The sequence below is a fragment of the Methyloceanibacter marginalis genome (assembly GCF_001723295.1).
GTDB lineage: Bacteria > Pseudomonadota > Alphaproteobacteria > Rhizobiales > Methyloligellaceae > Methyloceanibacter > Methyloceanibacter marginalis.
The window spans coordinates 1-6928 of sequence record NZ_LPWD01000233.1 but is presented as its reverse complement, the minus strand read 5'-3'; the positions used below and the strand labels follow the sequence as shown (position 1 = coordinate 6928).

Below are 6928 nucleotides of genomic sequence, written 5' to 3'. Positions count from 1 at the left end.
GCGCCATCGCGATGGCGCGCATGAGATAACCGCGCGACGCCACCGCGCCTTCAGGATTTGACGGCGAGCACAGATAGAACGCGATCGTGCGCTGCAAGATCGGCGGGTCGATCTCCTCGAGCGCCGGCAGGAATCCGGTCTCCGGCCCCGATGTAAGGAACACGGGCGTTGTTCCGGCGACGGCCGAAGCCGCGGCATAGACCTGGTAAAACGGGTTTGGGATCAGAACGGTGGGCGCGTCGATTTCGGTCTTGCGGTCGCGCGCGGAGAAGATCGCCGAAAACAGACCTTCGCGAGAGCCGTTGAGCGGCAGCACATGGGTCTCCGGGTCGATGACGCCGGAAAGCGCCGGGTAGCGCCGCGCCATCCAGCCGGCGATCGCTTCACGCAAGTCTGCGGTGCCTTGATCGGCGGGTAGCGCCCGAATTCGTTCAGATGCGCGTCGAGCACAGGCTGGACGAAGGATGGTAGGGAGGCGTGTGGTTCGCCGAGCGAGAAGTTGATCGGCACGGCGCCAGGCTCGATCCCGTCGAGCAGCGCGTTGAGGCGCGCGAAGGGCGACTGAATCAGCGCATCGAGCGTGCTTGCGGTCCCGGCTTTCGACATGGAGCGGTGTTAGGCCAACGCGCTCAATGCGGCAATGCCGCAGGCGAATGTAAAAGACCCCGGCGCACGATACGCCGGGGTCTAGGTGGAGCTAGAAGTCAAGGGAGGAGGAGACCTAGCTCAAACTCTCCACTGTTCTTGTCCCTCTTTGTTTTGCGCGAAGGTCTATTGGACCACCTCGCCATGCAGGTTGATGTCGAGACCCTCGACTTCGACAGCCTGGCTCACCCGCACCCCGACGAGGATGTTGGTGACGATCAGGATGACGAAGGTCGCGATCGCGCACCAAACCATGGTGGCTACGATGCCCCAGAGCTGGGTCAGGACCTGCCCGGGATTGCCCTCGAGCAAGCCTGCGGTGCCGCCGATCGCTTCGACGGCGAACACGCCCGTCAGCAGCGCGCCGATGATGCCGCCAACGCCGTGGATACCCCAAAACGTCGAGCGAGTCATCGTAGCCCAGGGCCTTCTTCACAGTGGTGGACATGAAGAAGCAGATCAGACCGGCAGCAATACCGATCCAAAGTGCCCCAAAGCCATCGACGAAGCCGCAAGCCGGGGTGATCGCCACGAGACCGGCGATCGCGCCCGAGATGATGCCGAGGATGGACGGCTTCTTGTGGACGATCCATTCGATGAACATCCAAGACAGAGCCGCGGCGCGGTCGCGATTCGTCGTGACCGTGACCATGACCATCGCCGCGCGCGCTGCACCGAGAGCCGAGCCGACGTTGAAGCCGAACCAGCCCACCCACAGAAGCGAAGCACCGATCACGCCATACACAAGATTGTAGGGCGCCATGTTTTCGGAGCCATAGCCAGTGCGTTTGCCGAGGAAGAGCGCGCACACAAGACCGGCGACACCGGCGTTGATGTGCACCACCGTACCGCCGGCGAAGTCGAGCACGCCGTCCTCGGATAGGAAGCCGCCGCCCCACACCCAGTGACAGACCGGGGCGTAGACGATCAGTCCCCACAGCACCATGAAGATGCAGACCGCCGAGAACTTCATGCGATCAGCAAAGGCGCCGACGATGAGAGCCGGAGTGATGGCAAAGAAGGTCATCTGGAAGGTGAAGAACACCGTCTCCGGGATAGTCCCGCTCAGGGTGTCGACAGCGACACCGCCTAGGAACATCTTCGACAGACCGCCAACGTAGGAGTTGAGCGATCCGCCGTCGGTGAACGCAAGCGAATAGCCGACGACGAACCATACGATCGACATCAAGCAGACGATCGCAAAGCACTGCATCACCACGGACAGAATGTTCTTCTTGCGGACCATGCCGCCGTAGAAGAGCGCGAGGCCCGGGATGGCCATCATCAAGACGAGCACGGTAGATGTGAGCATCCAGGCCGTGTCGCCCGTATCGAGTGTGGCAACCTCTTCGGCTGCTTCCGCAAGAGGCTCTGCACCTTCTGCGGCGGCGTCCTGAGCGAGCGCCGGATCGACGTGGTAAAGCGCTGCAAGTACGAGTGCAGCGACCACGCCGAATAGAAATTTGGCAAGGGTCGTCATCTTAAAATCTCCCCCTCTCACAGTGCTGATTCGTTGGTTTCGCCGGTGCGGATGCGCACCGTCTGTTCGACGGGAACGACGAAGATCTTGCCGTCGCCGATTTGCCCGGTCTTCGCCGCGGCCACGATGGCGTCTACGGCTTTGTCGACCATTTTGGCAGGCACCACGACCTCGATCTTGATCTTCGGCAAGAAGTTCACGGCGTATTCCGCGCCGCGATAGATCTCGGTATGGCCCTTTTGCCTCCCGTACCCTTTGACCTCAGTAACGGTCATTCCTTGCAATCCAAGCTCGGTGAGGGCTTGGCGCACCTCGTCGAGCTTGAATGGCTTGATGATTGCCATCACCAGCTTCATCTGTTTGAGCCCTCCATGATTTACGGCTGTCGGTGTGTTGCCGTCTCAGTTTCAGCCGTGCGAACCTGAAAGCAGAGTCAAGCTACGTGCCAACTCTGGGGCGGAGGGCTCAAGTCCTTGGGGTTAGGGATTCTTTTACGATTCGCGCGTGCCGTCGCCCTAGGCCGAGGCCGGTTCTGAGGCACATGAATTAGGCAAATCAGAGTGATTGCCTACTTTATAGGCGCTTATTTGGCTTTCGCTCGCGCACCAGGCCTTCTTGTGCCGTCGAAGCCACCAAACGGCCGTCGCGCGTGACATGTCGCGCAACGCCCGCGAGGCGCCGGAGGCTGGGCTGTCTTGAGCATAGAGCAGCCATTCGTCGGCCCGGAAGGGCTCGTGGAACCACACGGCGTGGTCCAGGCTCGCCAGCATCAGGTTAGGGTCGAACACGAAGCGGCCGTGGGCGATCAGGGCCGTGTCCAGGAGTGTAAAATCCGACGCATAGGCGAGCACGCACTGGTGGAGCGCCGGATCGTCCCCGAGCATGCCTGTTGCCTTGATCCAGACGAGCTGGCTCGGACCGTGCTTGTCGCGCGAGAAATATCGGGAGAGGTCCACAGGCCTGATCTCGATAGGCCGCTCGGCCTGCCAGTAAGCCTTCACCGGCGCCGGTACCCTCTCTATGAGCTTTTCTTTTAGCTCGGCCTCGCTCGGCAAATCCTCCGGCGGCGGCACATCCGGCATCGCCACCTGGTGCTCCAGACCCTCCTCCTCCTTATGAAACGAGGCGGCCATGGAAAAGATCGCGTGACCGTGCTGGATCGCCACGACCCGGCGCGTCGAGAAGCTGCCGCCATCGCTGATTCTGTCCACTTCGTAAATGATCGGCACCGCCGGATCGCCGGCGCGTAAAAAATAGGCATGGAGCGAATGGGCGGCGCGGCCCTCTACCGTCCGATTGGCCGCGACCAGGGCCTGGCCGATCACCTGACCGCCAAAAACGCGCTGCCAGCCCACCTGCGGGCTCAAGCCCCGATAGAGGTTATGTTCCAGCGGCTCGAGATCGAGAATCGATAGAAGTTCGTCGAGGGCGGCGCTCATGAGGGGCCTCTTTCGGAAGTCTTAAACTAGGCCCGTTTAGCAGGTTGGAGCGTTCTCGTGGAAGTTGGAGTACGTGGTGCGCCTTGGCACCTTCGCCTATAGCAAGGGGATGGATAGGAAGGTCTATGGCACGCTCGCGGAAGGTCAACGATAGGCATGGCATCATCATCGCGGGTGGCGGCTTCTCCGGAGGCGTGCTCGCGCTGGCGTTGGCCGAGTGCGCGCCGGCGGGCTTCCGCGTGGCGCTCGTCGATGCCACGCCCCAAAAGGCAGTAGAGCAAACAGACGCGAGAGGCTTGGCACTCTCCGCGGCGGCCAAGAGCCTCCTCGAAGCGATCGGCCTTTGGCCCGAGCTCGCGTCTGACGCGCAAGCCATCGACTCCATCGAGATCACCGACAGCCCGTTGAACGCGAGTCTGCGTCCGCATTTTCTCTGCTTTGACGAAGAGATGAAGGCGGATGCGCCGCGCGCCTATCTCGTCGAGGCGGGGACGCTCCTCAAGACGATTTCGGACGCTGTTGCCTCCGACAGTTCCATCGATGTGTTCGCGCCGGACAGCGTCGTGACATACGAGACCGATGCCTTCAGCGTGCAGGTGCGTCTTAAGAGCGGCATGGAATTATGTGCACCGCTTCTCGTCGCCGCCGACGGGAAGCGCTCGAGCCTCAGAGAGCGGGCAGGCATTAAATGCATCGGCTGGTCCTATCCGCAGCAGGGCATTGTGGTCACGGTCGCCCATGAGCGCCCCCATCACGGCCAAGCCGTGCAGCATTTCCTTCCCGCGGGTCCCTTCGCCATTCTTCCGCTGAAAGGCAATCGCTCGTCCATCGTGTGGACGGAAGACAAGGCCAGGGCCGAAACGCTGATGAAAGGAAGCGACGACGCGTTCATCGCGGAGCTCACGCGGCGGTTCGGGCACCGCCTTGGCCGTATCACGCTCGAAGGTCCGAAGCAGGCCTTTCCGCTAGACTTTCAAATGGCCCGGGCCTTTGTCGGCGAGAGGCTCGCGCTGATCGGCGACGCCGCCCATGTCGTTCACCCGCTCGCAGGCCAAGGTCTCAATATCGGCCTGCGCGATGTGGCCGCTCTCACGGAGACGATCGTCGACGCGTTACGGCTCGGCCTCGACATCGGCTCCGCCACGACGCTTGAGCGCTATCAACGCTGGCGTCGTTTCGACAGCGCTTTCTCAGGCACGGTGATGGATGGCTTGAACCGGCTGTTCTCGAACGACAACGCGCCGCTTCGCGCCATCCGCGATCTTGGGCTTGGTCTTGTCGACCGCGCGCCGGGACTGAAGCGGCTTCTCGTGCGCGAGGCTGCCGGCGCGACCGGCAATGTCCCGCGTCTGATGAAGGGCGAAGGACTGTAGCCGCGTGATAGGCGACCGAACGATGCCGGTGAGCTTCGCCACCCGATTCGCCCCCTCGCCCACGGGACTTCTCCATCTCGGCCACGCCTTTTCCGCGCTGACGGCTTGGGAGGCGGCGAAAGTGGCGGACGGGCAATTCCTCTTGCGGATCGAGGACACCGACCGTACGCGGGCGCGGCCCGAGTACGAGGCGGCCATTTTCGAGGATCTGGCTTGGCTGGGCCTCTCGTGGCCCGAGCCGGTTTGGCGGCAATCGGAACGGGTCGGCGTCTATTCAGGCGCGCTGGAGCGTCTTGGCGATCTCGGACTCACTTATCCCTGCCGTTGCACGCGCGCCGACATCCGCGCCGCGCTTTCGGCGCCGCAGGAGGGCTCCAACAATACGGTCTATCCCGGCACCTGCCGCGGCCGCTCCATGTCGGAATGCGCGCCGGGCGACGCCATCCGGCTCGATCTCGGCCGGGCACTGTCGCTTCTAGGGGATCAGACACTCACTTGGCGCGAGACCGGCGCCGCCCATGCCGGAACGCATGCGCTTGACGAAGAGGCGATGCAGAGTGGGATCGGCGACGTGGTTCTGGGGCGCAAGGATATTGGTGTTGCGGCCTATCACCTGTCGGTGGTGGTCGATGACGCGGCGCAAGGCATCACCCATGTCATTCGCGGCGAGGACCTCTTGGGGGCGACGCCGATCCACCGGCTTTTGCAAGCGCTGCTCGATTTGCCGGTGCCGGTCTGGCATCACCACGCGCTCATTCGCGATGAAGCGGGCAAGCGTCTCGCCAAGCGCAACGACGCTTGCGCGATCCGGACCTATCGCGAAGCGGGGCGGCCGCCCGAGGAGGTGCGGGAGATGGTCGGCGTGGAGCGTGTGATCGGCGGCTAGCTCTCGTCGAGCTTGCGGGCTTCATCGGGCAGCATGATGGGGATACCGTCGCGAATGGGAAAAGCGAGACCCGCTGCCCGGCTGATCAGCTCCTGGCGTTCTGCGTCATAGGCGAGAGATGTCTTGGTCAGCGGACAGACCAGGATCTCGAGAAGCTTGGGATCGACGCGGCGTTCCGCCGTGCCGGTACTGTTGTCGTCTTGTGTCACTGGATCGATGTTCCCGAACCGTCGTCGCGCGACGCGAGCTCCATTTCGGCCAATGCCACCAATGCTTCCGCGCGTTCCGGAAGAGTTTTCGCCTGTAGCAAGGCTTGCTTCTCTTCGGGCCCATAGGGGCTCAGGATCGCCAGCGTATTCACCAGCCGCTCGTTTGTCGCGCTGTTGATGCGTTCCCAGTCGGCGCTGAGATTGTTCGCTTCGAGATAGGAGCGGAGCGTCTCCAAGAGGCGAGGGCGGTCCACCGCGTCCTCACCATGGCCGCTGATGAAGTCGTCCGCATAGGATGAAAAATCGACGTCCCACATGCGGAACGGCGTATCCGAAGGAATCTCTTTGCCGAGCGTGAAACGCGCCACGCCGAACAGCGAGATCATCATGCGGCCTTCCTCGGTCTCGTCGAAGGCGGTGATCCGCCCGGCGCAGCCGACCGCGCGCAAGGGGACGTCCTTGCCTTCGGGAGACTCGTCCGAGCCGGTGTCGGGGTCCGGTTGCACGATGCCCAGCAGCCGGTGATTGGCGAGCGCGTGTTCGATCAGCGCCAGATAGCGCGGCTCGAACACGTTCAGCGTCAATGTCGCGCGCGGCAGCAAGATTGCCCCACGCAGCGGGAAGACCGGCAGCATCTCCGGCAGATCGGCGGCATTGCGATAGCGATCGTTCACGCACGCGCTCCCTGATGCCTAAGCGAACAGCAAGGACGACAGCTTCTGACGCCCCGCGGCGGTCACCGGGTCGGCCGGCCCCCAGGCATCGAAAAACTGTATGAGCTGCTTGCGCGCCGCATCGTCGTTCCAGGCGCGGTTCTTGGCGACCAGCGTCAGCAGTTCATCGAGCGCGCTCTGACGGTCACCCTTGGCATTGAGCGCGAGCGCGAGATCGAAGCG

General features: G+C 62.9%; 7 protein-coding genes and 2 pseudogenes. 2 read left to right on the top strand and 7 right to left on the bottom strand.

What is annotated here, in order from left to right:
- The 4 genes and pseudogenes from AUC71_RS21110 to tesB all read right to left on the bottom strand — a co-directional run.
- Positions 1–391 (bottom strand): aminotransferase class I/II-fold pyridoxal phosphate-dependent enzyme (locus AUC71_RS21110; RefSeq protein ID WP_141701577.1); only part of this gene is annotated, 391 nt, incomplete at its 3' end.
- 380 nt (positions 392–771) lie between these two features.
- Positions 772–2125: pseudogene (locus AUC71_RS09185) on the bottom strand (ammonium transporter).
- Between the two features lie 17 nt (positions 2126–2142).
- Complete coding sequence (locus tag AUC71_RS09180; RefSeq protein ID WP_069441861.1) at positions 2143–2481, bottom strand: P-II family nitrogen regulator; 339 nt, start codon at positions 2479–2481, stop codon at positions 2143–2145.
- 217 nt (positions 2482–2698) lie between these two features.
- Positions 2699–3564, bottom strand: a pseudogene (tesB, locus tag AUC71_RS09175) (acyl-CoA thioesterase II).
- A gap of 125 nt (positions 3565–3689) precedes the next feature.
- Here tesB and AUC71_RS09170 point away from each other — a divergent pair.
- Entirely contained in the window at positions 3690–4937 is a 1248-nt protein-coding gene (locus AUC71_RS09170) for an FAD-dependent monooxygenase (protein WP_069624022.1), read from the top strand.
- 22 nt (positions 4938–4959) lie between these two features.
- Complete coding sequence (gluQRS, locus tag AUC71_RS09165; protein ID WP_069624021.1) at positions 4960–5823, top strand: tRNA glutamyl-Q(34) synthetase GluQRS; 864 nt, start codon at positions 4960–4962, stop codon at positions 5821–5823.
- Here gluQRS and AUC71_RS09160 read toward each other — a convergent pair.
- The 3 genes from AUC71_RS09160 to AUC71_RS09150 all read right to left on the bottom strand — a co-directional run.
- On the bottom strand, positions 5820–6032 hold the full coding sequence (locus AUC71_RS09160; RefSeq protein ID WP_069624020.1) for a Trm112 family protein: 213 nt from the start codon (positions 6030–6032) through the stop codon (positions 5820–5822). The genes gluQRS and AUC71_RS09160 overlap by 4 nt on opposite strands.
- Complete coding sequence (locus tag AUC71_RS09155; protein ID WP_244500871.1) at positions 6029–6706, bottom strand: LON peptidase substrate-binding domain-containing protein; 678 nt, start codon at positions 6704–6706, stop codon at positions 6029–6031. Before AUC71_RS09155 ends, AUC71_RS09160 begins: the two co-directional genes overlap by 4 nt.
- Before the next feature lie 18 nt (positions 6707–6724).
- A partial coding sequence (locus tag AUC71_RS09150; RefSeq protein WP_141701576.1) for a tetratricopeptide repeat protein occupies positions 6725–6928 on the bottom strand: 204 nt, incomplete at its 5' end.